Raw genomic sequence first — 24,249 nt, forward strand, 5'->3', positions numbered from 1 at the left:
ATGCCGGGGTGGCGGAACTGGCAGACGCACAGGACTTAAAATCCTGCGGTGAGTGATCACCGTGCCGGTTCGATTCCGGCCCTCGGCACCATTTTATAAATCTTATCTCTAATAATGCGCGCCCGTAGCTCAATTGGATAGAGCGTCTGACTACGGATCAGAAGGTTGTGGGTTCGACTCCTGCCGGGCGCGCCATAATATATTTTTACTGACATATTCGGAATGTAGCTCAGCTTGGTAGAGCACTTGGTTTGGGACCAAGGGGTCGTAGGTTCGAATCCTGTCATTCCGACCATTATTAATGGGGCCTTAGCTCAGCTGGGAGAGCGCCTGCCTTGCACGCAGGAGGTCAGCGGTTCGATCCCGCTAGGCTCCACCATTTATATTTTATTCCTTTTGGAGGTATACCCAAGTCTGGCTGAAGGGATCGGTCTTGAAAACCGACAGGCGGGTAACACCGCGCGGGGGTTCGAATCCCTCTACCTCCTCCATTTTTAATATTTTTACTTTAGATGTTGGTCCCGTGGTGTAGCGGTTAACATGCCTGCCTGTCACGCAGGAGATCGCCGGTTCGATCCCGGTCGGGACCGCCATTTTTTTTATGGGTTTGTAGCTCAGTTGGTAGAGCATTAGATTGAAGCTCTAAGTGTCGGCGGTTCGATTCCGTCCAAACCCACCATATTATGGGCCTATAGCTCAGCTGGTTAGAGCGCACGCCTGATAAGCGTGAGGTCGATGGTTCGAGTCCATTTAGGCCCACCATAGTTTTATTCCGAAGTAGCTCAGTTGGTAGAGCATCCGGCTGTTAACCGGCAGGTCGCAGGTTCGAGTCCTGCCTTCGGAGCCAATATTGGCCCGTTGGTCAAGTGGTTAAGACACCGCCCTTTCACGGCGGTAACACGGGTTCGAATCCCGTACGGGTCATATACACTTGAAAGAAAACACATTGCAGATTTTGCAATGTGTTTTTTGTTTTCATGTAAAAATTATATTTCTACTATATAGTATATTTTCTTCTAAGTCCAAGCTAAAGAAAGCATCAGACAAACGTATTTGTACGCTCCTACTAACAAGTAAGGGAGGACTGTTGTCAAAATGATCGTTAACTAATAGTCCTTACAATTTACTGATGCAACTGCAAATGACAGATTATATCACAGCTACAAATTTAAATGCCAATAAAAAACATCCTACAGACAATCGCTTTCGGCATGGACGATTGATTATTGTAGGATGCTTTTTTGTTTTAGGATACCATGTTTAATAAATCTTTATAAAAAGGGATAGTTGAAAACATGTTCAAAGTTCAATTGTTACACTAATTTGTAATGTTCAATAAAAAGGATAGCATTGTTAGATATTCTATATTAACGGAATGCTGCTTTAAATTCGCCGGTCACTTCCTGATGACCATTATTTGATTCATATGCTTGCTCAATCTCTAGTTCAAAACGATCCATAATCGGAATATCGTTTACAGAGAATAAGTAGGAATCTTTGGAAGCATAGTGCTCATACCAAGCCCAGTTTGGAACAACAAAGTAATCGCCTTTCTTCCAGTCAAAGCGTGTACCGTTAATTACTGTATAGCCTTCACCTCTATGCACCTGATAAACAGTAGAGTGCGTGTGGCGTAAAGCCTTTGTATGCATGCCAGCTGGTAAGTGCTGCATACGTGTACCTAATGTCGGGTTGGCTGCTTTACCTGTAGAAGGATTAATATATTCAACAGCAAAACCATGATGCGGGTCCGGATCAAATGACATTAAGCCTTTAATTCCTTCAACCGTACGATCCCATTTATAGTTGGCAAGTGGTGCTACTGTATACTTGTCATCTCCGACAGGGCGTACCATTCCTCCACGATAACGCTTTTCCGTGAAGTTATCCGGAATATTCGGCTCTTGTAAACCGCCTTCATAAGGATCGAAGAAAGTACCGCCGATTCCGTATAAAGTCGGGATATCCAGCGCGTCTGTCCATAACATCGGCTCATCGCCAACGTGTTCATGCCCGTGCCATAAACCTTTAGGTGTAATTAAAAAGTCGCCTTCCTCCATGAAAATACGTTCGCCTTGTACGATTGTGTAGGCGCCTTGTCCTTCAGAAATAAAGCGCAATGCTGATTGAGAGTGACGGTGAGATGGGGCTTTTTCACCCGGTAACAGCATTTGTACCGCTACGTAAATCGTTTGTGTAGTAGATGCCCAACCCCATGGCTGACGATATGTTAATCCTGGATTTTGGAAATAGATTGCACGACGTTCTCCACCACGATCTGGTGTAAAGATTTGTGCTGCTTCGCCCATTTTCTTTTTAATTAGTTCATCACTCCAAAGGTAAGCTTGTGCTTGTGGCTTTGGTGTATGATTCATAATTTCCGGAATGGCTTCCCAAAGTGGACCTAAATGATATTGTTCAATGTCTTTCGTAAAATCCTTTACCGTGTCACTTTTCATAAACTCTTTTACTTCTTCTGATACTCCTGCCATACATCTTCACTCCTTTAATAGTAATTGTTTGCAAAAAGAAAACCGTTTACCGTCCTGAAATGTTATACACCTACAGGAACGTTTGCAGCAGCCACTTTATTTTCCAATGCGCCAACTTTATCAATTTCAATACGGACAACATCGCCGTCTTTCAAGAAAGTCGGAGGATTCATTGCAACCCCAACACCACCTGGAGTACCTGTTAAAATTACATCACCCGGCTCTAATGTCATTAAGTTAGAAAGGAAAGCAACTAGCTTTTGTACAGAAAATACTAAGTTAGCTGTGTTCGTTTGCTGGCGTACTTCGCCATTCACTGTCAATACAACAGATAACCCTGATGGATCCGGTAATTCATCAGCTGTTAATAAATAAGGTCCCATCGGTGCAGAACCGTCTACTGTTTTACCTTGCAGCCATTGTAATGTACGACGTTGGATATCACGATAAGTCACATCGTTCGTAATTGTATAGCCGGCTACGTAATCCAGGGCGTCTTCTTCTGAAACATTACGGGCTTGTTTACCAATAACAAATGTAAACTCTGCTTCATAATCAAGCTGTTCAGAAATCGGATAGAATGGAATATCATCATCAGGCCCTAATAGTGTATTTGCAAATTTAGCGAAAATAACTGGATGTGTTGGTAACTCACGGCCCATTTCCAGAATATGCTCACGGTAATTGTGACCTACACAAATGATCTTTCCTGGATTTAATACTGGTGCTCCAACATGTACTTCGTTACGATCAAAAACCGCTTTTGTAATAGAAGCATTTGGATTCTCTAAAATGAAGTCGACAGCTTGTTGCGCCAATTCAATAGATTTTTTCCCGCCTTCATAAATACCATCTGTAGTTGCCGGCACATAAGCATGGGCAATCTCCTTATAGCGGTATTCACCTTCTGCTTGAAGTTTTGCTTCAAAAGCATGGTTTAAATCGATTACTTGTTCCTTCACAATCGCTCCAGCACGTGTAATACCGTTCACTGTATAGTTGACTAATTTCATAGTTATCCCCCTTTATCGAAATAGAATACAAAGTTCTCTATTTAAAGAAAATATAAAGTACTTTAGGTAGTAAAGTCAATATTTTTCAGAAAAATCTTTTAAATAAGTGATTTAGGACCTATTAAAATCAATTAATTATCAGTAAATTTAGAAATATTATTGACAAATGTTTCTCTTTTACGTTACATTTTCATTATAAGTAAACAAAGTTCTCTATTTATAGAATCGGAGGTAATGATATGACAAATATTAGTGATGTAATTGTAGTTGGTGGGGGAATTGGCGGTTTAGCGACAGCGCTTTCAATAGTACAACGCACAGATAAAACGGTAGCAGTATTAGAACAAGCACCTGCATTCGGAGAAATAGGAGCAGGTATCCAATTAGCACCTAACGCACTGCATGTATTGGACCAATTAGGTGTTAAAGAAGAAATATTGAATGTAGCGGTCGTGCCGAAGCGCTTAGTGCTAAAAGATATTTATACGGCAAAGGAATTAGCTGTACTTGATTTGACTGACGGTTTCCAGGAGCGTTTCAAGCAGCCGTACGTTGTATTGCACCGCTCGGATCTACACCGTGTTTTATATGAAGCATGTTTGAAAAATAACCGTATTTCATTTAAAAACGATGAGCAAATCCAAACAGTATCACAAACGCCAGGTCAAGTAACGATTACAAACCAACGTGGTGAGTCCTATACAGCAGAAGCAGCAATCGGGGCAGATGGTATTAAATCAAATGTACGTAAGCTATTTTCTCAAGATGAAATGATCTGTTCAGAGTATGTGGCATACCGTGGGACATTACCGATTGAAGAGATTACTGCTGAAGGTGATATTGCAATGGATGATGTTATTATGTGGATTGGACCGAACTTACATTTAGTACAATATCCTGTTCGTCGCGGCGAGTTATATAATCAAGTCGTTGTGTTCAAAACATATGACTATAAACCGGAAGGCGATTGGGGTACACCGGAAGAAATGCAACAACGCTTTGAAGGTGCACATCCGGATGTAGAGCGTGCGTTAAAATATATTTCGACTCAATTCCGCTGGCCGATGTTCCACCGTCTTCCAATTGAAAACTGGACAGATGAAAATGTAACACTATTGGGAGACGCGGCTCATCCAATGCTTCAATATTTAGCACAAGGCGGTGCTCAGGCACTTGAAGATGCATATGTATTAGGCGAAGCTCTGGAAAATGAAGCAACATACAATGAAGCATTTCTACGCTACCAGAAAGAGCGCCAGCCGCGCACAGCAATGGTACAAAATTCAGCGCGTCGCTGGGGTGAAATTATTCACGCAAATACAGCTGACGACCTTGACCGTGCGCTTGTGTTATTACGTGATCATTTATTCGGCAGTCACAAGGAAACAAACTATGATGTAGCAGACTTTTTATATAATTACTTCAACACACGCAAAAGTGAAGTTAAGAGCTGAATAAGGGAAAATTAAAAAGAGAAAGGGGATTAGTTCCCTTTCTCTTTAAAGCCATATACAGTTGACATTTCTTTACTCATATCAATAATTTGCTGCATCATTTCAGATGAAGTATCTGTAGGAACGTCCTCTTCAAAGCCAACAACTGTGATGGCACCGACAAGCTCATTTTTGTAATTGAGTATTGGTAAACCGATAGAGGAAACATGACGGACAAGAGGCTCATGTGCAAACGAAAACCCGTTTTTGCGAATTCCTTTCAGCTCGCGTTGAAAAGCCGCAACATCAAAATTGGCAAGTTCATTTTGCTGAGCTTCAATCCAGTTCGTAATTTCCAAGGAATTAGCATAGGCCGCAAAAATTTTTCCTGTAGATGAATTAATCGGCAGTTTCGTACCGACTTGCGCACCGATACTTAAGCCAAAATTCGTATTCCAAATATTTGTGATAACCGGGGAATCATTTACCCAAAGCGATAGCAAAGTCGTCATATTTGTGAGATTGCTAAGTTCTTTAAAATAGGGTGTAAGGCGTTCGATAAAATCGTCGTTTTGCATGGCAGCATTCCCGTATTCCAAAAATTTATAGCCGAGTGAATAGCTACCGGTCTTTTGATCACGATAAAGCAAATCTAACTGGATAAGTGTATTTAAATATTTATAGAGATTACTTTTAGAAATGCCTGTTTGTTCCTGAATATCGGAAAAACGTAGTGGGTGGTCGCTTTGCGCAACGACATCGATAATTTGAATACCTAATGCTAATGATCCGATTGTAGTACTGCTTGACATAGTATTCTATTCACCTTTCTTAAAAAGTCATTCAAAATAAGGAGATTATATCATGAAAACTAATGTTATGGAAAAGAAGTTTGAAAGTTTCGAGAAAAGCATCGAGAATATGGTTGATTTAATAAGTATAACAGAGGCGGATGTTCTGTATAAAAAGCCATCCGAAGAAAAATGGTCGGTGATGCAAATCGCTACACATATTATTGAAGCAATCGAGTTTTGGGTAGCCGATTTAGAAGCACTATTAGTCGTACCAGGTGCAAAATGGGGGCGCAACCATGAACATGTCCGTCGTTTGGCAGCGGTAGATGAAAATTATGTAGCGACTGTTTCAAAGGAAGATGCGATTGAAAGGCTAAATGCGCTCATTCCTCTAGTGAACAAAAGCTTTGCAAAAGTGCAACAGGAAGATTTAGAAAAAACTGCACCTAGCTACAACCCGAATTTTGATGGCAAGCCGTTATCATTTTTAATCAACCATCTAATTATTTTGCATACTGAAAGTCACGTAGGGCAAATGCAGCGCCATTTAGAATTGGTACAGCCGCAAAAGGTAGAGTAATAATGGAAGTATCCACTGTTTGATGTGCGTATAGTAAGGTATTATAAAGATACAATAGAGGGGCTGTCTGGAATGAATTTCGGGGCATGCCCTTTCTGCGTATAAAACAGTGGAAGCAGGTGGAAAAGTGGATGCAATAATAAAAACAGGGAATAAAGCAGTCTATCCGATTATTTTCCCTTCTGACTATAGTGGATTGGGGAGTATTAACTGTTATGTCTACCAAAATGGAGAAGATTATACATTAATCGATGCGGGCATTAAAAATGAGGAATTTGAGCAGTTTTTTTATAGGAAATTGAAAGAATATAATATAGAAATTAATCAATTTACCGGTATTATTTTAACTCATTTTCATAATGATCATATCGGGGTAGTAAATCAAATAACGAATGATTACCCGATTCCTGTCTATGCCAGTGAAATTGCCATTCCTCGTTTGAAGTGTGAGCATGATTATTTACAGCAGAAGCTTAGCTTTTACTATGATTTGTATGAGCAATACGGGGTACCAGAATTTGGACGTGAACGAATGGCAAAAATGGAGAATAACCTTCAAAATAAAGAACAGTTGATGATCTATCCATCGATTATGAAACTGGAAGACGGGCAAGAAATCGGAGGGTTACGTGTAGTGGCCACTCCTGGGCATTCCCCGGATTCAATCAGTTTATTTGATGAGGAGACGGGCTGGCTATTTGCGGGGGACTTTTTGTTGGCTAATGGCATGACAAGTGCTTTAATCGATCATGACCAATTAGGAAACGTAACGAATCCGATTAACCAATATATAGACTCGATTGAGAAAATGAAAGCATACAATGTGAGCACCGTATTTGCCGGGCATAAAGAGGTTTATGAAAACTTGAATGAAGTGATGGATAAAAGCTTAAGTAAAATAGAATACAAGCTGCAAAAGGTTGTATCCAAAATTAGTGAAGGACATCATACGGTGAAACAATTAGGAGAAGCAATCTATGGTGCCCGTTTTGCGAAGTATTTTACATTTGTAATTTCTGAAATTATCGGATTAACGCTCCTGGCAGAACAGCGCGGTTTAATTGTGCGTGAGTTGCGGGGCGGGGATTGGTGTTTTTCAGTTACAAGTTTGATTGATCAATGAAAACAGCTGCCCGGGAGAGGCAGCTGTTTTTGTTATAGCGTATTATTTCCATCTCACATAAAGTGTCGTCGGAGTCGTTTGAGGTTGATTCCATTTTGCGAAAGCTTTTGTATACTTACTCGTTGTATAAAGATTGTTCAGCAGTTTTGTATTGATACCAAATTCATATTTAGCAGATGCTTTATTAATGTCGGCGGATTTAATAATCGTTGTTTTCTTACCTTGTAATGTAATGGTTTTCAGCGGGTTCATAAGCACTGAACTGAACTCTAATGACTGGACATTTGCAGGCACTGTCAGCTTTGTTAGCTTATTATTGAAAAACGCACCATTGCTGATTGTCGTTACTTTAGAAGGAATCGAAACCGAGCTTAGCGCATTGTTCGCAAACGCAGCTTCTTTCAATACTTTTATATTTTTAGAAATTTGGACTGATTTTAATTTGTTATTAGCAAATACATACGGTCCCATCGCTGTTACACTGTCCGGTATGACGAGGGAAGTTAACCTGTTCATATCAAAGGCATGCTGGCCAATTGATGTTAACCCGTATTTTAATGAAACAGATGTTAAAGCATTTTCTATGAATGCATATTGTTCGACAACTTTAATGTTTTTAGGAATCGTCACTTTAGTTAAATTATTATCCGCAAATACAAAGCTTTCAATCACAGTTAGTTTTGACGGAATGGTGATTTTAGTTAATTTATTATCGCTAAAGGCTCCGTACTTAATACTTTGCACATTTTCCGGGAGTGTTAGCGATGTTAATTCGTTTGTTTCAAAAGCTTGGTCACCAATTAGCTTTAATGTTGCCGGGAATTTCACAGATTTAAGTTTATTTGTATGAAAAGCGAATCTTTCAATGGCCACGACAGATTTTGGAATTGTTACATCTGTTAGTTTATTGTTCGCAAATGCATTGGCCGAAATAGTTTTTAATCCATCTGACAACGTTAATGCAGTCAAACTATTAAAGTCAAATGCATACTGTCCTATATTTGTTACGCTGTTCGGTAATGATAGGCGCGGCAGCTTATTGTACTGGAATGCACTGTGGCCAATTGTCTTTAATGTATTCGGTAAAGTTAAACTTGTGATGCCATTGTTCGCAAAAGCGAAGTCTGGAATGGTTTTAATCCCTTTGCCGACTTTTACTTGTGACAAGCGGTTTGCGTAAAAGGCTTTTTTGCCAAGGTGCGTAACAGAGTCTGGGATCGAGACGCCGGCAATTTTATTATTGCTGAATGCTTCCTTACCAATTGTTTTCAAGTTGTTCGGTAAGACAAGAGTTTTCCCTCCAAATATGTTTTCACTGAAGCTGAACGCATTGTTGCCGATTACTTCCACACTAGCAGGAAGTTGAAGCGGCATATTTTTATCGTAATTAACGGATGCAAATGCATAGGGTCCGATAACACGAATTGTATTTGGTAGTGTTACACTAAATGGCTTTTTATTCAATGCTTTGTCAGTAGCTGAAACGATGGAGTGTTTAGTTGTAAAGGCAAATGGTGCGATTTCTTTAACGGGAATGCCGTTGATGGCAGCCGGAATATTGAATGACTCAGCCCCTGCGTTTTCATCAAAGCCGGTAATTTTAATTTCCTGTTTTCCGTTATGTTCGGTAAAGGCATAATATAAATTTTCATATTGGTAGTCTTGATTACTTTGTAAATGAGCAGGTAAAATCACCTCTACATTACGATCGCTGTATAGAGTGCCGACGATTGATGCACCAATTGATGTGACGGAATCCGGAACAGTAAGGAATGAAATGGAATTCCCCATAAAGGCTTCTGTCCCGATTTCTTCAAGTCCGGCTGGTAATGTAACGTTTTGAAGGGAGTTATTTGTAAATGCTCCATCACCGATTCGTTTCAACGTTTTGGGAAAACTAACGGTATGGACGATTCTCTCTTCATAATCAGGCGCATCATAATTAAACCATTCTGTATCAATCGCAAAAGCATTATCCGCAATTTCCGTTACAGGAAAGCCGGCGATTGTTTCGGGAATAGTTAAATTTTTTGGTGCAGAAGAGCCAATAATTCGTACCTCTTGTTTTCCATTTTCAGCTGTAAAAATTACATAATGAAAATTTTTGTATGTCTCATATGGTGCAGCAGTTGCAGAACTGCAAAATCCGATAATAGAAACGAGCATTAACGCACAGGTAATAATGATTTTTTTCATAGGTTAAATCCTTTCTTTATTTTGGAATTAACGTACAGACGGATTATTTGGAAATAAGTTTCAAAATAAATAAATATCTTTTAGAGGTAAATTAAAACTTAAAAAGGTTCCTGCCACCTTATTAGACAAGAACCTTTTTGCTACTCTAAAGTGAGCGTTCCACTATATGTCGTTCCTTGATCACGGCCGGCTTCACAATAAAACTCGGTTGTTTTAATTGTCTTATTAGTAAGCCGTTCGAATTCAATAACACAACGGTCACCATCCGCTGTTTTGGATAACCGCGCTTTTGTATCGGTTGTGAATGTCGCTGTTCCTTCAATAGTGCCGGATGCCCAGCCGTCATACGTATAATAGGTCAATTGGAAACCGGTTTTCGTACTATTAGAGATTGTTAATACACGCCCCTTTGAATCCAAGTCGCCTTTCCCGTAAGTATGAAAATACGTATACTCGCCGTCCCAAGTTTTATTTGGCTTCTTGTCGGCAGCAGGGGACCAGTTTGCACCTGCGCGTAATGAGCGATCTAACATATTGCGGGCTGAGGTAGCACGCTGATAAAGAGGGCTATTACTAGCAAAGCTTTCTTCTGCTATGTCAGAACGATAAAAGTAGTTTTTATTTTGCATGTTATAAAAAAATAGAACAAGCTGTGCACGCGTTAAATTATTTGTTGTACCGAAAAAGCGCTGTAAATTAGTTTGCTCATACTTTGCATTTTGTCCGTTAGAAATATGATGATCGAGTAAAAAACGGATTGCTTTATTTAAAGTCGTTTGTCCATCCGCTATATAGGCAATCGCCTGTGCAACAGTTCCCCGTTTTACAGCTGCACCTCGAATACTGTTATGGAAATAGCCGTTTAAAGGTACTTGATAGGCGGCAAGCGTATTATAGTTTGCATCGGATGGAATCTCTTTCTTTGTGAACTTATCCAGTTCTTCCGAGACAGGTTCCAAATCAAAATAGCTAACTAAAATTTGAGCAAATTGTTGTTCTGTGACCGGTTGGTTTGGACGGAATGTACCGTTAGCATAGCCGTTTATAATATTGAAATCATATGCCCATTTAATCGCATCATACGCATAATGGTCTGATGGAACATCTTTAAACACTTGCTTTGCTGCCAATGAGTTAGCCGGAAAAGTAAAAAAAGATAGCCCTAAAATAATAGAAATAAATGCTAAGTAGAAGCGTTTCATAAAAAAGCCTCCTTTATAATTGGATTAATTTTACTTTAACATGACTTTCTCTGAATTCCACTTACTTTATATTCTAAAATATGGGATAAGAGCCGATATAATAAATACGGTATATAAAATGAGATAGGTAGTGATACATATGAATAAATCGAAGTTAATGCTAGCTGCTTTAGTTGCAGTCCCAGTAAGTGTTGGCATGATGGGGGAAGTAGAGGCGGAGCAAACCGAAATGTTGGGCGATTCTCTGGCAACACCTGTAGATATTAATAAAGTGATAGATGGATTGAATACAAACTCGACTAGACTGGAACTAGAAAAAGTTCAGGAAGCTTATAACAATCTTTCGCTGGAATTACGCCAACAAATTAATAACTTCGGCAAAGTGGAAGTACTTTTGGAAGACTTGAAGAAGAAGGAAGCGCAAATCGCCAATCGTATCGCCGCCGAAAAAGTTACTGAAATGATTCAAACATTCAACGATGAGCCAACGCCTGCTGAGATTAGTGCAGCCCGAAAAGCTTACGATGCATTAAATAGCGAGGCAAAAAAGCTAGTGGATGAGCGAGTAGTTACAAACCTGGAATACTTTGAAAGCCTTTTAGCTGTGCAAAAGGGCCAAGCTGAAAAAGAAGCAAAAGTCGTGATGGATCGCATTAAACGTATCGATAAAACAAAATATACCGAAGCTCAGATCAAGAGTATTCGGCTGGCGTACAATTCATTGAGTGATTTTGCGAAGTCGTTTGTAACAAACCTCAATATTTTAATTGATGGCGAGAATTATATTATTTATCAAAATACGGTTGTGAAGCAGGCAAAGCTTGATGCCAATGCATTTGATGTATACATGAACGATATTAGCCGCAGCTCGACGACACAGGAAATTGCGAGAGCTCGTTCCCTTTACAACAAATTATCGGCGGAAGCGAAGAGACATGTAACAGCGTTGGAAAAGCTTGTCCGCCTTGAAACTATGTGGAGAGATCCGCATTATATTGAACTTGTTTATACGTATTACCCTGATTATATTCATGAAATAAAGCCAGGCGGAGTAGTCATTGATAAGCCGGCATACGACCCGCTTTACATTCCGGACGATTCCGCAAGTACAGTGGCAACAACGATTCCAAAAACGGCAAACTGGTCTCAATATGAAACAATGACATACCAAAATGGGCAATATACAACACAGATTACCGCTTCTCAAGTAAAAAACATCGCAGACCGGAATATGCGTTTAAAAGCCGGAGATATTGAAATCGTTATTCCTACATCTGAAATTCAGTCTTCTGCAGCTACTGTTGGCGTTTCTGTAAATGTTTCGAATAATCAGCTGCACATCCAATTTACTGATGGAAACCGTGCAAAAACATTTGAAAGTACAGTAGAAGTTCATGTTCCGGTAGCTAAATTAAAAGCGAATACTTCGCAAGTTATTCAACGTGTTCTATCAACCGGTACATCACCGGCATCATTTAAAGTGGATGGCTCAAAATTCATTATCCGCACAGTGACAGGTGGTACTTTTAAAGCATCGAACAGCCAAGTTATTTACACGGATATTCCGAACAATGATCAAGGACGTGCGATTCGAGAGCTGACAAAGCGTGGCATATTATTTAATACGAAAAGCCGACTAGTTCAAAGCTATAAACAAGTAAGCAAAATCGATGCAGCAGTGATGATTGCATCTGCACTTGATGTATCAAGTAACACTAAATCAAAATATTTGGATATAGCAAATACCCAGCAGTTAAAACTAGTTCAAGGTTTATTGGAAGCAGGTATCATGAGCGGGGCCACATCGAGCCGTTTCGCACCTAATGTCTCGCTAACAAAGCAAGAAGCAGCCACCATTATTGCTAACATGTACCGCTATTTAAATCAGGATTTGGCAAAGGCGTATAATGAGTTAAACTTCAGCTATCCGGATGTAACAAACCTGACATTGGAAGCACGTCAAAGCATTGCGATTTTAGAGCTGTTTGGGGTTGTTGATGGGGCAGGTCCGTTTAATCCTGAGAAAACATTATCACGCGGCGAGTTTGCTGAACTATTTTACAATGCATTAATAGCAATCGATTACTTATAAAATTCTCAAACCTATGATTTTCTATCCGGAAATCATAGGTTTTTTTAAGAAAAAAATCGCTAAGCTGAAAACGGAAAAACTGTCAGATCTTCTGACAATTCCTTTGCAAATACGCTATAATTAACAACTACAGCACACATGCACAAAAGGAGTTTTCGCATGGTCTATTTATCGATGATTTTCTTTAAAATTGTTGCACCGATTTTAATTTTGCTTATTATAGGTGCCATATTACAGCGCAAATTTCAGTTTAACCTTAAAGCATTATCCCATCTCATTACATACTGTTTCATGCCGGCAGCGGTGTTTATCAATATTTATGAAACATCCATTGAAATGAGTGTGCTCGGACAAATTACAATTTTTATTATTTTATTTATCGGTGCGCAAATGCTGTTAAGTCAGCTGCTCGCAAAACTGTTAAAACTTGATAAAAAGGAATCGGCTGTTTTTAAAAACAGTGTTGTACTTATAAACTCCGGCAACTATGGGATTCCGGTTGCCCAAATGATTTTCGCGACCCAGCCAATTGGGGTAGCGATACAAGTCATTCTTGTTATTTTTCAGAATATGACGACGTATACATATGGCTTGTATAATTTAATTTCATCAACAAAATCAGGAATTGCAATTGTCCGGGACTTTTTGAAAATGCCGATTGTCCATGCGCTTATTATTGGCGCGGCATTAAATTACTTTCATGTCCCGATTCCGGAAACGTTTAGTATTCCACTTGAACATATTGCAGACGGATTTGTAGCGGTTGCACTTATTACATTAGGGGCACAGCTTTCTACAATCGAAATGCGTTCGATGTTCAATAAAACCATTTTTGTCAGCTGCTTTACACGGTTAATAGTCGGCCCGGCAACAGCACTTCTTATTATTTTTGCATTGGGCTTAGACGGGGTAGTGGCACAGTCGCTATTTATCGCAAGTGCATTCCCGACATCGAGAAACAGTTCGAGCTTGGCACTTGAGTATGATATTGAATCGGCAACAGCAGCCCAGACAGTACTGTTTTCTACGATTATCAGCTGTTTAACAGTGACGTTTGTTATTTATTTATCGACAATATTATTTGCATAGATAGCGTTAAAACTATTTGTAAGAAACGGTTACTTTTAAAAATTGATTGGAATGAAGGGCGACTCCAGCGGGAACAGCAAAATTTATTTTGCGACGAAAGCGAAGCGACAGGAGCACCGACGCCTGAGACTACAGGCTCAGGCCGTGCCCGCGGAAAGCGTCCCGGAATGGAAATCAATTTTACGCACAGCTAAAAAACCCATTTTTCTCATAGAGAAAAATGGGTTTTTGGGTTATGTGGCAGCCCTTTTTCCATATAAAAACCGCAAGCATCCCCTCAGATACTTGCGGTTGTAAGCGATTATAGTTGGATATCAATAACGCTTTCGTAATCTAGTAAAACTAAATTATTGAAAAGCTATTGAATTTAACAATTTGAGCAAGAAGCTAAATTCATAGAGTAAATCTTAGTACATACTTACTGTATTAGCGTATGGGTTTGAAAGGTCCATACCATCTAATGAAAGACCCATTGCCTTCGCTACACCTTCACCATATGCTGGATCAGCTAAGTAGCAGTGTAAAATGTGACGACGTTTGATGAATTCTTCAACACCGTTCATTTCAGCAGCAGTTGTTTCAAATAAACGTTGTTGCTGTTCCGGTGTTTGAAGACGGAATAATTTACCTGGTTGCTCGAAGTAGTTGTTGTCATCTTCACGGAAGTCGTAGATGTCAGCTGGACCATCAAGAGCTAATGCAGGATCTTTATATTGTGTTTGACCTTGTAGGGCACCGTAGCTATTTGGATAGTAAGTAATAGCTGCACCACGGTTTCCGTCAGCACGGCCTTGTCCATCACGGTGATATACCATGAATGGGCATTTTGGTGTGTTTACAGGAATTTGGTGGTGGTTAACGCCTAAACGGTAACGAGTTGCATCTTGGTAAGCGAATAAACGAGCTTGCAACATACGGTCTGGTGAGAATGAAATACCAGGTACAACATTTGATGGAGCGAATGCAGCTTGCTCAACATCAGCGAAGTAGTTTTCCGGGTTACGGTTTAATTCGAATTCCCCAACTTCAATTAGTGGGTACTCAGACTTGTACCAAACTTTTGTTAAATCGAATGGGTTGTCTTTAGAGTTGCGAGCTTGCTCTTCAGTCATCACTTGAATGTACATTTTCCATTTCGGGAAATCGCCTTTTTCGATTGACTCGAATAGGTCACGTTGTGAAGATTCACGGTCTTTACCGATAATTTCAGCAGCTTCTGCACCTGTTAAGTTTTCGATACCTTGTTGAGAACGGAAGTGGAATTTCACGTAAACGCGTTCGCCAGCTTCGTTGATCATTGAGTAAGTGTGAGAACCGAATCCGTGCATTTTGCGGTAGCCGTTTGGAATACCACGGTCAGACATTACGATTGTTACTTGATGTAATGCTTCAGGTAATGAAGTCCAGAAATCCCAGTTTGAGTTACCGTTGTGCATGTTTGTTTTTGGATCACGCTTAACAACGTGGTTTAAATCCGGGAAGTGTAATGGATCACGGAAGAAGAATACAGGTGTGTTGTTACCAACCATATCCCAGTTACCCTCTTCAGTGTAGAATTTTAATGCGAAACCGCGAATGTCACGCTCAGCATCAGCCGCACCGCGCTCACCTGCTACAGTTGAGAAACGTGCGAACATTTCTGTTTTCTTACCAACTTCAGAGAAGATTTTTGCTTTTGAATATTTTGTGATGTCATGAGTTACAGTAAATGTACCGAATGCACCTGAACCTTTTGCGTGCATACGACGCTCAGGAATTACTTCACGGTTAAAATTCGCTAATTTCTCAATTAGGAATACGTCTTGTAATAAGATCGGGCCACGGCGACCAGCTGTTTGCGAATCATCGTTCGATACTACTGGAGCACCAGTAATTGTTGTTAAACGTTCGTTTGTCATGTATATTTCCTCCTAAATCTTTTTGAAAAACTCTTCATAAATAATATAACAAATCTAAATCATAATTTCTACTAGATTATAATAATTCTTTTTAAGGAATCTTTATATTAAAGAATTAGTTATTAATAATGGATATTAAAGAAGATTCGGATAACATAGTTTTCTAGTAAATTATACCTTTTATTAGCAATAAAAGGTAAATATTACTCCGCATTTTAGTTAATAATAGCTTTTTATTTATTAATCAACAAAGGTGGGGAGTTCTCCTATTATTTCCTATATAATAAAAGCGACTACCATACGAAAGGACATGGTTATGCAACTTATATTAACTTTTATCATTTTGGCAGTTACGATTATCTTATTTACGACGAATCGATTGCGGGCAGATCTTGTCGCAGTAATGGCATTATTATCATTTGTTATATTAAATATTTTAACACCTGCTGAAGCGCTGGCAGGATTTTCGAATTCTGTAGTCATTATGATAGCAGGGCTATTTGTTGTCGGGGCAGGTATTTTAAGAACAGGACTTGCTGGTATGGCAGGAAATCTACTATTGAAATGGTCGGGAGATAATGAGCTCCGTCTCTTTATTTTGCTGCTGGTCATCGTCGCAATTGTCGGGGCGTTTATGAGCAATACGGGTACGGTCGCGTTAATGCTGCCGATTGTAGTTTCGATTGCAATCAGCATTAAAGTCAGTCCGTCCAAGTTTTTAATGCCGCTATCCTACATTGCGAGCATGTCGGGGCTGATGACATTAATTGCATCGCCGACAAACTTGATCGCTTCACAAACACTCATTGATCATGGCTTCGAAAAACTTGGATTTTTCACGATAACTCCAATCGGAATTATCGCGACGATTACCGTTATTATTTATTTAGTATTAGTACGTAATGTGCTGTTACCTAATGAGGAAAACCGATCTCAGTCAAATGCGGGATATAAGCTCTCTCCAAAGAAAATTGCCAAGGAATATGATCTGCATGATAAGCTGTTTCGTGTTGTCGTTAATGAGCATTCAACAATCTCGGAACAAAAGCTCGCTGATTTGAAACTTCCGGCAACCTATCATATTTATATTATGAAAATAAAACACGGTGCTGTGCAGGAAGGGCTTAATTTAAGGCCGATGACGTACCAGGAGCTGGCGGGACCGACAAGTATTATTCATGTTGGAGACGAGCTGTATGTACAAGGTTTGGCCGATGATGTAGCACAGTTTGCCCATGATTTTGCATTAACTGTTCAGCCATTTGAAGATCATGCGAAAGAGCTCGTTACGAAGAAAATCGGTGTAGCGGAAGTGTTATTAACACCTCAATCACGTCTTATTAAGGAAACGGTTAGTAAAATCGGTTTCCGTGAAAAATACAACTTAAACATTTTAGGAATCAACCGTAAAGGCGAATATTTATTGAAGAACATGGCCGATCAGAAGCTGCGTTTCGGTGATGCGATTTTAGTGCAGGGAACATGGGATGAAATTGAGCTGTTGTCCCGCGAAACACAGGATGTGGTCGTAGTAGGGCAGCCGCGCGAATTAGCAGGAGCTATTGCAGCAAACGGAAAGGCACCGATTGCCGGTATTATCTTGCTGCTGATGATCGGGCTTATGGTGTTTGAAGTATTTGATGCTGTCATTGCTGTATTAATCGGGGCGGTTCTTATGATTATTACAGGCTGTCTGCGCAATATGGATGATGCCTACAGTAAAATGAACTTCGAAAGTATTGTACTTGTAGCGGCAATGCTTCCGATGGCGACAGCGCTTGAGAAAACAGGCGGGATGACGATTCTCGCTGAAGGCATTATCAATGTACTCGGTGATTTCGGTCCATATGGTGTATTGATGGGAATTTATTTATTAACCGTTGTTTTCGGGCAATTTGTTAGCAATACGGCAACGGCGGTACTGTTTTCGCCGATTGCCATCACTGCAGCACTTGCTATGGATGCGAACCCGTATACATTCATGATTGGGGTAGCAACTGCTGCTAGTATGGCGTTTGCAACACCGATTGCATCTCCGACAAACTCCCTTGTCTTAACAGCGGGCGGCTATAAATTTATGGATTTCGTTAAAGTCGGTGTTCCGTTACAAGTCATTATGTTTATTGTCATGATGATTGCAGTACCGTTGCTGTTCCCGTTTTAACCGGTACAGAAGGTAGAATTTTTATAAGGGGTATCTGAATAGGCATGTCATTCAAATACCTCTTTATTTTATTGTAACAGCCTGTACAATTTTATTTTCCTGTACGCCTAAATCAATGACACCATCTTCACTTTTAATTTCCAGGCGCATCACATCGCCAGGCTGTAAATAGCCGTTATCTTTTTGTGAATTATAGAATGCCTCTACTTTTTCTTCATATGAGATGGAGTTATCATAAATAATGCTTAAAATATCAGCATTCAGACGTAGACCTACACCAGCAGGAGTACCAGTTAAAATAAGGTCACCGGTTTTCAAATCAAAGATGCTCGACATTTCGGTTAAAGTTTCAGTCGGTTTAAACAATAGCTGATCTGTTTTCACCTGCTGCCGTGTCTCGCCGTTTACGGATAAATGGAGCTCCAACTTTTCCAAATAATCAATTTCGCCGTCTTCCAATAAGTAAAGATACGGTCCAGTAGGGCAGAAGCCGCGATAGCTTTTTCCTTTAAACCATTGCTGTTCAACGATTTGGACATCCCGTGCTGAAACGTCATTCGTAATAACCAATCCTGCAATATAATCTTTTAAATTATGCTCCGTCACTTCAACCGCTTCCGTCACGTCCTGCTTCAAAATAATGCCTAGCTCAATTTCATAGTCGAGTAAGCGAACATGTGCAGGGCATACGATATTTGCTGTTGCAGAAGTTAACGTACTTGGAGCCTTAGTAAATAATAGGTTATAGGGCGGCTTCTGCTGTGAAAAACCGGCTTCAACACGGTGTGCGCTGTAGTTAGTACCTTGGCAGTAAATGTTTGCATCGTCTGTTACAGGCGAAAGAATGGTAATGTCAGCTTGGTTCACAATATTACCAGACTGTTTTGCAGTAACAACATCCTCCATACCCGTTGTTAAAATATCCCGTAATGTTCGGTAAGAACCGTTGATTACATATAGTTCATCTTCTAACACACCCCATTGAATCAAATCACCTTTTTGAAAACGTACTAATTTAATTCCCATTACAACCCCTCCTAAAATAGTAAAGCTAACGTAATTTTAGATGAAAGAATAAAAAATAGTTAGTTGTAAATTAATGGATTTATAAAGAAGAAATCAATAAAAATTAATGAATAATAAAAAAACTGTTCAACTATGGGGATATCCATAGCAAACAGCTTTTTAATGTTAAGCAACTTCTGTCTGGCCTTCACTATCATTAATGGATAGTGGTGATTTTCTTGTTATAATAACTGCCCAGACAATTGCTAAAACAAATAGACCAATAGAAGATACTAGTAAAGTAGAGCGTCCGCCTTCCAAGCCAAATACACCTAGGAGAGTGGCAAACATATAAGGGCTTACAATACCGCCCAAGCCCTGACCTGCAGCAGCGATTCCGACATAAGAAATCCCTTTTGCCATGTTTGATAGCTCCGATACTCGTGCTAATACGCCAGGAAGTACGATTCCTAAACCCATGCCGCCGAGTACACTTGCTACAAAGATCATCGGTAAACTGCCTACTGCAGAACACCATAAAATCCCGGTAGCTGTTAACAGTACACCAAATGGTACGATCAGGTTTGGTATCACCGAACGCAGTTTACCGAAGATGAAGCCTGTTATTAATGTACCTGTTGTAAAGAGTGAAATCGCCAGACCGGCTTCCGTCGCATTTCCTAAACCTTCAGTCTGAATAATAATTGAGATATTTGTTACATAGCCATAAATGAAGGCAGAGAAAATAATTTGCCCAATTGTAAAGCCATATACTGTTTTTGGCGCTTTAAAAAGAACATCTTTAATTGAAGCATTGGGTACATCTTGTTTTTTCGGCTCCGGTAAGAACAGGAAAGTAATGGCTAAAATCCAAATAGGGAATAAGTATACTAGGAATCCATAGTTCCAACCGTAAGCGTCTGCCAGCATACCGCCAACTACTTGGAAGAAAATTGCCCCAACACATGCGATTGTCGATGTACCGAATCCAATCAGGAAATCACGTTCACGACCATCAAAGAAACCAGTAATGATATCAATGGATAAAGGTAAAGTTATACCAACACCAAGGCCTAATATACCGCGGAAAACAATAATTGCGAACAGATTGCTTAAGAAGAATGGCATGATACCACCGATTAAGAATAAAATTAAACCGGTCATTAATAATGCACGTTTAGAAAATTTATTTGCTAGCTTACCATAGAAAAGGGAAGGGAAAATTTGAAGCAAACCTGGCATTGTCGCAATTAACATAACAGTAGTAGGGCTAAACTCCGGGAAGGCTACAATAAGGTCTGCCATAATTGATCCCGCTACACCAGCAGCTACGTCTTGGAAAGCGATCAGGACAATTAAAAACTTTAAAAAACCTCTTTTGGATGTTGGAAACATTAAATACCCCCTAATTTTTATTTTGTTTGAATCTTAAAGACTTAGCATGTTGTGCAAAATACCCCCTCAATCGATTGAATATTCAAATATTACCATGTAAGCCCTTTCACGGTAACGATAATAATTTGCGGAAAAGTATTTTTTAATTAAACAAAAATTGTTAAATAACGTTACGGAGTTCTTTGTCTGAATGCGTTTTTAATAATCGAAAGTAACCACAAATAAAAAAAAGTACAAAACTACGGAAATACCGTTGTTCTGTACTCGAAATTCAGTTATTCTATTTCAATTTCACCTAAAACTATTAATGATTCGATTAAAAGGATTAATTCAAAGAGGTTTTTAGAGCTGCGCAGGTTCCGATCGAGCAATTCTTCAATTTTTTGAATTCGGTAAACAAGCCCGCTCATCGATAAATTCAAGTCAACCATTGTCAGATTAAGGTTTCCGTTATGATTTAAAAATGTGTATAAAGTCTTCAAAAATTCGTCTCTTTTATTTGGTTTTAATGACAGAATAGGTTCCAGCTCACGATGAGCCAATTTCACTATAATATCGCTGTTTTGGTGATTAATTAACGAACCAAGTATATTCGTATTCTCGAAATATACGATCATGTCCCGCTTATTAATATTTAAAGAAGAAATTGCCTGACGATGTGCTTCCACAATGTAATCAATATCATTAATGACGCGGCTTAGTCCAATACGGAAATCATAATTTCTGAATTTGCGCTGCAAATGCTTTAATATATTTTGGAAAATATCATCGGTATCATCCTTTTTAGGGAACAAAAATACAATTTCATCCTGGAATTCTGTAATGAAAATCGATGTTTGATGCATTTCCAAATAGACAATGACTGACTGAATAATTTTTGAAACAGTGGATGCTTCATGAACGGGTATTCCTTTTTTAGTGATGCCAAGACTTCCGATATAAAAATCTTCATTTAAATCAATTTGTAGGAGGTAACTGCGGCTGATCATACTTTTCTTTGATGTATACTGCTGCTGCAGCAACTGTTCAAAAAAGTAAGCTTTAATATTTTCAGTCGCTTCCAGACTCGATTTTTCATTTAAATAACAAAGGGAGATGGAAACGGCCGAGCGTTGTAAATAATGCATTTCTTCTTTAAAATTCATATCCTGCGAAAAATATATGAATGATATATAACCGATAATTTGCTTCTGTACGATAATCGGACTGATTAACCGGGTATGTTTCGGACAATCTACCTGACTTGGCTGCATAGGGTCGATTGGCTGGATTAAGATTTTTCCGGACTTCGTTTGGGGCATTTGCTTAATAAAGTCGTCTTTAATAAAATCCAGCTGCTCCTGAGTCATACCGATCGAGTGGTGTGTATTAAAGCTTAAATCCTGTACGATAGCAGGTATATTCAACGTATTGTAGATAGTTTCCAAAATCTGGTCGATATGCATTCCCTGTGAAATACCCAATGTTAAGTTGTTATGGAAAGTCGATACCTTTTCTGTATGTTTTTTCTCTTCGAAAAGCTCCATATATGTTTTGTTCAAGTCATCGATCATACGCGTCTGACTAATTTTCTTTAAGTCGGATTGAGTTTCAGGATCCCAATGCTCCAGCATGCGCATTTCAAATGCACAATGCTCGTCTCCTTTGGCACGACAAGTCATTTCCACAATATATACTTCCTTTTTCGTCAAATAAGAGGTAAAGCCGCTTGAATAACCGGCCAATGTATGACAAATACAAGAATCGCTTTGCCCGAAATGTTTCAGGTGCTCCTCAACTTCATAAGAATTAACCCAAATTCCTTTAGCGTACATATACTTCACCGTATCATCAGAGTGTAACTGTAAAACTCTTTCCGAAAGGAGATCTGTAATTTGTCCGGAGGCAAGATGATACCCAACAGCACTGTTTAATTTTTCGGTTAATGTAAGTGGTAAATAATCGACTTCTTTTGCGTGAGTAATACCAATATTCCAGCCGTAACGCTGTAAGAAAAATTTTGCGTATTCAAGGCCTAAGCTTTCGATTAATTCCTTCCTTAAAATTCCAAATGTATTAGTAGTAGTGTACAACGCTTTATCTACATAAGATGAGCCAGTCATTTTCAACCTCCTGAATATTCGGAATATTAACTATTTTTAAATGAAACATACCACACTTTACATTGAAATGAGAAGATAATTTTTAATTTTTGTTAAATATTAGTAAAAAAATTACTATTTTCAACTTGTTATTATTTTTTTATAGAAACTTTAATTCGGGTTCTGTCACTACGATTTTTTCAAATATAACGTATTAAAATTATTATCCGAAAAGCTGCTCTACATAGAAAAAGCGTTTAATTAAATCGGAAAAATGATTGCCGTATAGATGAAACAAAAAGGTTCGAACAATCTATAAAAACCGTATTTTTATATGATTGGACGTTTGCTGTACGATTAAGATTCGTTAATTTTTACTTATATTTGATTGTAAATTCCATAGATATTCACCATATTATTCGAAATTTAAAACCGTAATATTGGATTTAACAAATAAAAGGAGTTGAAATGATGACGACAGCGCTTACAGAAAGACAAATTGAAGTAATGAATAAAATGCAGGAGATTGCAGCGAATGTTCGTAAACGTGTAAAGGAAACAGAGGAAATTAGAAGAATACCAGAAGCCACAATGCAGGAATTGAAAGATTCTGGCTTAATGTATATTTTACGTCCCGAACGATACGGTGGTTTACAGGCAAATGTCGAAACTTACAGCCAGGTCATTATTGAACTATCGAAAGCATGTGCTTCAACTGGATGGATTGCTTCTCTTTGTGCAATTCGCGATATTATGGTGGCGGAATCATTCAGTGAAAAAGCCCACTTGGAAATTTTCTCTGACAACCCGGAGGATGTATTATTTGCAGGTGTATATGAACCAAGATCTTGTACTGTACGGAAAGTAGAAGGCGGTTACCTTGTTGAGGAAGGTCACTGGATGTTCTGTTCAGGTTCACTGCATGCGACATGGGGTTACTTCGGTATGTATACAAAAGATGAGAACGATAACATTTTAGAGCAACTGTTAATGACAGTACCATTTGATGTACTGGAAATTGAAGACGACTGGCATACGTTAGGTCTTCGAGGAACGGGCAGTAATGCGGTGAAAATGAAAAATGTTTTCGTACCGGAACACCGAGTTACATCATTTGTGAAAATTTTAGACGGAGATTTCCAATCACCGCATTTACGCGATATTCCATTATATAACTCTGCACTGTTCCCATGTTTAATTTTATCATTGGGCTTACCGGGTCTTGGTGTTGTGAAAGAGATGCTCGATAATTTCAAACAATCATTACCATACCGTACTGCCCAGCATATGGGTGTGAAAATGATCAAAGATGCGGCGAGCACACATCAGTTATTAGCAACAGCTGAGTTAAAAGTAGAAACTGCTGAACTTTACTTTATGAATTTAGCAAAATCGATTGATGAGTGGGCAGCAAAGGGGGAGATTATGCCAAAAGATTTACGCCTGAAAGCTTTGGCGGATATTGGCTACGCAAATGAAATGCTGAATGACGCAGTTCAGGCAATTTTAAGAGCGAGCGGATCCGGCTTTGTGTATGATGCGAGCCCGATGCAGCGTCTCCTTCGTGATTTCTTAACATTAAACTCCCACCGTTCATTGTCACCGGTTATTACAAGAGAAAACTATGGCAGACAATTAGCAGGTTTACAGCCAAATCAAATTCGTTATTAAGTAAATATTTACGGATTTTTC

General features: G+C 39.1%; 16 protein-coding genes and 10 tRNA genes. 17 read left to right on the forward strand and 9 right to left on the reverse strand.

Going from position 1 to position 24,249, the window contains the following annotated elements; translation table 11 throughout:
* Positions 1–2 precede the first annotated feature (2 nt).
* The 10 genes from ACQKN3_RS11810 (at position 3) to ACQKN3_RS11855 (ending at position 924) form a co-directional block, all read left to right on the forward strand.
* Positions 3–91 (forward strand) — tRNA-Leu (locus tag ACQKN3_RS11810).
* Between the two features lie 27 nt (positions 92–118).
* Positions 119–195: transfer RNA gene (locus ACQKN3_RS11815), tRNA-Arg, on the forward strand.
* A 23-nt stretch (positions 196–218) separates the two neighbouring features.
* A tRNA-Pro gene (locus ACQKN3_RS11820) sits at positions 219–295 on the forward strand.
* 8 nt (positions 296–303) lie between these two features.
* Positions 304–379 (forward strand) — tRNA-Ala (locus ACQKN3_RS11825).
* Between the two features lie 19 nt (positions 380–398).
* A tRNA-Ser gene (locus ACQKN3_RS11830) sits at positions 399–491 on the forward strand.
* 26 nt (positions 492–517) lie between these two features.
* A tRNA-Asp gene (locus ACQKN3_RS11835) sits at positions 518–593 on the forward strand.
* Between the two features lie 10 nt (positions 594–603).
* A tRNA-Phe gene (locus ACQKN3_RS11840) sits at positions 604–679 on the forward strand.
* A gap of 6 nt (positions 680–685) precedes the next feature.
* Positions 686–762 (forward strand) — tRNA-Ile (locus ACQKN3_RS11845).
* A gap of 9 nt (positions 763–771) precedes the next feature.
* Positions 772–847, forward strand: a tRNA-Asn gene (locus ACQKN3_RS11850).
* 5 nt (positions 848–852) lie between these two features.
* Positions 853–924, forward strand: a tRNA-Glu gene (locus ACQKN3_RS11855).
* A 443-nt stretch (positions 925–1,367) separates the two neighbouring features.
* Here ACQKN3_RS11855 and ACQKN3_RS11860 read toward each other — a convergent pair.
* Positions 1,368–2,492 (reverse strand): cupin domain-containing protein, encoded by a 1,125-nt coding sequence (locus ACQKN3_RS11860; protein ID WP_008407936.1) that lies wholly within the window; start codon positions 2,490–2,492, stop codon positions 1,368–1,370.
* 62 nt (positions 2,493–2,554) lie between these two features.
* Positions 2,555–3,505 carry a fumarylacetoacetate hydrolase family protein gene (locus tag ACQKN3_RS11865; RefSeq protein WP_427711674.1) on the reverse strand — a complete coding sequence of 317 codons (951 nt, stop codon included), beginning with the start codon at positions 3,503–3,505 and terminating at the stop codon, positions 2,555–2,557.
* Positions 3,506–3,744: 239 nt separating this feature from the next.
* Between ACQKN3_RS11865 and ACQKN3_RS11870 the strand changes: the two genes are divergently transcribed.
* Complete coding sequence (locus ACQKN3_RS11870) at positions 3,745–4,959, forward strand: FAD-dependent monooxygenase (RefSeq protein ID WP_251690461.1); 1,215 nt, start codon at positions 3,745–3,747, stop codon at positions 4,957–4,959.
* A 29-nt stretch (positions 4,960–4,988) separates the two neighbouring features.
* Here ACQKN3_RS11870 and ACQKN3_RS11875 read toward each other — a convergent pair whose 3' ends face one another.
* Positions 4,989–5,750, reverse strand: a complete 762-nt coding sequence (locus tag ACQKN3_RS11875) for an IclR family transcriptional regulator (RefSeq protein WP_014824986.1) — start codon at positions 5,748–5,750, stop codon at positions 4,989–4,991.
* A gap of 52 nt (positions 5,751–5,802) precedes the next feature.
* Between ACQKN3_RS11875 and ACQKN3_RS11880 the strand changes: the two genes are divergently transcribed.
* The gene (locus tag ACQKN3_RS11880) at positions 5,803–6,312 is read left to right on the forward strand and encodes a DinB family protein (protein WP_427711677.1); all 510 of its coding nucleotides are present in this window, start codon (positions 5,803–5,805) and stop codon (positions 6,310–6,312) included.
* A gap of 127 nt (positions 6,313–6,439) precedes the next feature.
* Positions 6,440–7,435 (forward strand): MBL fold metallo-hydrolase, encoded by a 996-nt coding sequence (locus ACQKN3_RS11885; RefSeq protein WP_427711679.1) that lies wholly within the window; start codon positions 6,440–6,442, stop codon positions 7,433–7,435.
* Positions 7,436–7,477: 42 nt separating this feature from the next.
* Here the strand turns inward: ACQKN3_RS11885 and ACQKN3_RS11890 are convergent, their stop codons facing one another.
* Positions 7,478–9,631, reverse strand: a complete 2,154-nt coding sequence (locus tag ACQKN3_RS11890) for a leucine-rich repeat protein (RefSeq protein WP_427711681.1) — start codon at positions 9,629–9,631, stop codon at positions 7,478–7,480.
* Positions 9,632–9,771: 140 nt separating this feature from the next.
* Positions 9,772–10,833: an S-layer homology domain-containing protein gene (locus ACQKN3_RS11895; RefSeq protein WP_427711683.1), complete on the reverse strand. Its 1,062-nt coding sequence runs from the start codon at positions 10,831–10,833 to the stop codon at positions 9,772–9,774.
* A gap of 139 nt (positions 10,834–10,972) precedes the next feature.
* Here ACQKN3_RS11895 and ACQKN3_RS11900 point away from each other — a divergent pair, with 139 nt between their 5' ends.
* Together ACQKN3_RS11900 and ACQKN3_RS11905 are read left to right on the forward strand one after the other, a co-directional pair.
* Positions 10,973–12,925: an S-layer homology domain-containing protein gene (locus tag ACQKN3_RS11900; RefSeq protein WP_427711685.1), complete on the forward strand. Its 1,953-nt coding sequence runs from the start codon at positions 10,973–10,975 to the stop codon at positions 12,923–12,925.
* A gap of 159 nt (positions 12,926–13,084) precedes the next feature.
* The gene (locus tag ACQKN3_RS11905; RefSeq protein ID WP_427711687.1) at positions 13,085–14,014 is read left to right on the forward strand and encodes an AEC family transporter; all 930 of its coding nucleotides are present in this window, start codon (positions 13,085–13,087) and stop codon (positions 14,012–14,014) included.
* A 407-nt stretch (positions 14,015–14,421) separates the two neighbouring features.
* On the opposite strand, the gene ACQKN3_RS11910 is transcribed toward ACQKN3_RS11905, so the two are convergent.
* Positions 14,422–15,912 carry a catalase gene (locus tag ACQKN3_RS11910; protein WP_251690468.1) on the reverse strand — a complete coding sequence of 497 codons (1,491 nt, stop codon included), beginning with the start codon at positions 15,910–15,912 and terminating at the stop codon, positions 14,422–14,424.
* Between the two features lie 316 nt (positions 15,913–16,228).
* Here ACQKN3_RS11910 and ACQKN3_RS11915 point away from each other — a divergent pair, with 316 nt between their 5' ends.
* The gene (locus ACQKN3_RS11915; RefSeq protein ID WP_427711689.1) at positions 16,229–18,076 is read left to right on the forward strand and encodes an SLC13 family permease; all 1,848 of its coding nucleotides are present in this window, start codon (positions 16,229–16,231) and stop codon (positions 18,074–18,076) included.
* A 63-nt stretch (positions 18,077–18,139) separates the two neighbouring features.
* Here ACQKN3_RS11915 and ACQKN3_RS11920 read toward each other — a convergent pair whose 3' ends face one another.
* The 3 genes from ACQKN3_RS11920 to ACQKN3_RS11930 all read right to left on the reverse strand — a co-directional run bounded on the left by ACQKN3_RS11920 (position 18,140) and on the right by ACQKN3_RS11930 (position 22,578).
* Complete coding sequence (locus ACQKN3_RS11920; protein ID WP_427711691.1) at positions 18,140–19,102, reverse strand: fumarylacetoacetate hydrolase family protein; 963 nt, start codon at positions 19,100–19,102, stop codon at positions 18,140–18,142.
* A 165-nt stretch (positions 19,103–19,267) separates the two neighbouring features.
* Positions 19,268–20,476 carry an MFS transporter gene (locus ACQKN3_RS11925; RefSeq protein ID WP_251690471.1) on the reverse strand — a complete coding sequence of 403 codons (1,209 nt, stop codon included), beginning with the start codon at positions 20,474–20,476 and terminating at the stop codon, positions 19,268–19,270.
* A 275-nt stretch (positions 20,477–20,751) separates the two neighbouring features.
* Positions 20,752–22,578: a V4R domain-containing protein gene (locus tag ACQKN3_RS11930; RefSeq protein ID WP_427711694.1), complete on the reverse strand. Its 1,827-nt coding sequence runs from the start codon at positions 22,576–22,578 to the stop codon at positions 20,752–20,754.
* A gap of 450 nt (positions 22,579–23,028) precedes the next feature.
* Here ACQKN3_RS11930 and ACQKN3_RS11935 point away from each other — a divergent pair, with 450 nt between their 5' ends.
* Entirely contained in the window at positions 23,029–24,228 is a 1,200-nt protein-coding gene (locus ACQKN3_RS11935; RefSeq protein ID WP_427711696.1) for an acyl-CoA dehydrogenase family protein, read from the forward strand.
* Positions 24,229–24,249: the final 21 nt, after the last annotated feature.

It is taken from the genome of Solibacillus sp. NPDC093137 (assembly GCF_050280445.1).
Lineage (GTDB): Bacteria > Bacillota > Bacilli > Bacillales_A > Planococcaceae > Solibacillus > Solibacillus isronensis_B.

Coding starts and splice junctions, on each gene's coding strand:
- ACQKN3_RS11925 (WP_251690471.1), bottom strand. CDS start 20,476: ATGTTTCCAACATCCAAAAGAGGTTTTTTAAAGTTTTTAATTGTCCTG.
- ACQKN3_RS11930 (WP_427711694.1), bottom strand. CDS start 22,578: ATGACTGGCTCATCTTATGTAGATAAAGCGTTGTACACTACTACTAAT.
- ACQKN3_RS11875 (WP_014824986.1), bottom strand. CDS start 5,750: ATGTCAAGCAGTACTACAATCGGATCATTAGCATTAGGTATTCAAATT.
- ACQKN3_RS11935 (WP_427711696.1), top strand. CDS start 23,029: ATGACGACAGCGCTTACAGAAAGACAAATTGAAGTAATGAATAAAATG.
- ACQKN3_RS11880 (WP_427711677.1), top strand. CDS start 5,803: ATGAAAACTAATGTTATGGAAAAGAAGTTTGAAAGTTTCGAGAAAAGC.
- ACQKN3_RS11905 (WP_427711687.1), top strand. CDS start 13,085: ATGGTCTATTTATCGATGATTTTCTTTAAAATTGTTGCACCGATTTTA.
- ACQKN3_RS11865 (WP_427711674.1), bottom strand. CDS start 3,505: ATGAAATTAGTCAACTATACAGTGAACGGTATTACACGTGCTGGAGCG.
- ACQKN3_RS11910 (WP_251690468.1), bottom strand. CDS start 15,912: ATGACAAACGAACGTTTAACAACAATTACTGGTGCTCCAGTAGTATCG.
- ACQKN3_RS11890 (WP_427711681.1), bottom strand. CDS start 9,631: ATGAAAAAAATCATTATTACCTGTGCGTTAATGCTCGTTTCTATTATC.
- ACQKN3_RS11895 (WP_427711683.1), bottom strand. CDS start 10,833: ATGAAACGCTTCTACTTAGCATTTATTTCTATTATTTTAGGGCTATCT.
- ACQKN3_RS11900 (WP_427711685.1), top strand. CDS start 10,973: ATGAATAAATCGAAGTTAATGCTAGCTGCTTTAGTTGCAGTCCCAGTA.
- ACQKN3_RS11860 (WP_008407936.1), bottom strand. CDS start 2,492: ATGGCAGGAGTATCAGAAGAAGTAAAAGAGTTTATGAAAAGTGACACG.
- ACQKN3_RS11870 (WP_251690461.1), top strand. CDS start 3,745: ATGACAAATATTAGTGATGTAATTGTAGTTGGTGGGGGAATTGGCGGT.
- ACQKN3_RS11920 (WP_427711691.1), bottom strand. CDS start 19,102: ATGGGAATTAAATTAGTACGTTTTCAAAAAGGTGATTTGATTCAATGG.
- ACQKN3_RS11915 (WP_427711689.1), top strand. CDS start 16,229: ATGCAACTTATATTAACTTTTATCATTTTGGCAGTTACGATTATCTTA.